At 62.7% G+C, this 1,437-nt stretch carries 1 protein-coding gene; it reads right to left on the reverse strand.

The genetic code is table 11. The annotated features are described in order from the left end of the window. Nucleotides 1–29: 29 nt before the first annotated feature. Entirely contained in the window at nucleotides 30–989 is a 960-nt protein-coding gene (locus tag AXK11_RS07480) for a DUF4097 family beta strand repeat-containing protein (protein ID WP_068630865.1), read from the reverse strand. Nucleotides 990–1,437: the final 448 nt, after the last annotated feature.

Here is a 1,437-nt window from a genome sequence, read left to right on the forward strand (position 1 = left end):
GCTATTAAAAAGAGTGCGCAATTCCTCCTTCAGCTGCGGGATTCGGAGAAAAGCGGCGCGCCCTTTAGCACGCGGATCTTACCGCCACCCGAGGCGGAGATTTCGACGCGCGGGCCGCCGCCGTGGAGCTCGCCGATGTGGCGGCCCGAGTCCTTGCCGCCTTTAGCAAGTACGAGCGGAATCTCGCTGGAAATGTGGCCGCGAGTGCCCTTGGCGGCGATGAGGCAGTTCTCATCCGGGTTTAGCGTCGCCTGGACGTTACCCATGTCGCTGCGCAGTTTCACGGGGCCGCTGATCCGCGCGAGTGAGGCGATGATGTTTCCCTGGAGGGTGTACGCGGTGAAGCTGTTGTAGGCCGATTGCACGACGATGTTTCCCTTCTTCGTCTCCAGGGAGGCGTGCCCGCTGACGGTGCCGACCTGCACGTTGCCCTGTTGTGTCTTGAGATCGACCGAGCCCGAGCAGCGCGAGACCAGGACGTCGCCCTGCTGCGTCTCCGCCTGCACGTCTCCGTCGATCTGCCCCAGGAAGATCCGTCCGCGATCCGTGATCGTGCGCATGTTCCCCTTCAGGTTCCCCACCTGGATGCTCCCCTCCTGCGTGTACAGGTCGAGGCTGCAGTTCTCCGGCACGACCAGGTCGAATTGCAGGCCGAGCCGCTTGGCCTGCATCAGGCGCGTGCCGCCGCTCTTACGGTCGAGCACATCGACCGAGATCGTGTCATCGCTGCGGCGCATCACGAGCTCCACGCGGTTGAGCAGCTCGCGCGCCTTTTGCGTCTTCTGCTCGTGGCTCACGATGTGCAGTTGCAGCTCGAGCCGGTTGCCCGGGCCTGGCACCACCTTGATGTCGCCACTGCCGGTAGACACTTTAACCCGACCGCCATCGGCCAAAGGGACGCGCCGCGTCTCCACGCGCTCCATCGCCGCAGCCGATAGAGCCGAAAAGAGCACCGCGAAAAACAACGCAATGGAGTGAAGCAATTTCATAAGTCCACGCACAGAAGCCTCCCCCAGCGGCTGCGAACAAATGCCAACGGCTAAGTAGCAACGCCGCCCGACAGGGTAGATCTACGCCTCAAGTACCCGAGTCAGCGAAAAGCCCAAGCAGGGTTCAGATGGAGATTTACTCATTAACCAACGAAATCCGCCCCAATGGGTTTCCGCTCCATTCGCATTTGATGCCCCGTTCCTGTCGCGTAGCGACAGGGGGAGCGGAATTTGCGATTTTGTTCGGGCGCGCAGCGCACTGGCAAAATCGCAAATTAAACGGAAGTGGTCACTGACCACCGCCCCACGCGCAGTGGAGTCTTTAACCTTAGATGTCGATTACGTCGCTATCGATCCCGCGGCGGCTTTCCCCGGTGGAGCGCCGCGGGCCGCCTGCGCCAGTGTCTGGCGAGCTGGGCGGCGCGGCGGGGGGGGGGGGGGGGGTTCG

The sequence above is a fragment of the Cephaloticoccus primus genome (assembly GCF_001580015.1).
Taxonomy (GTDB): domain Bacteria; phylum Verrucomicrobiota; class Verrucomicrobiia; order Opitutales; family Opitutaceae; genus Cephaloticoccus; species Cephaloticoccus primus.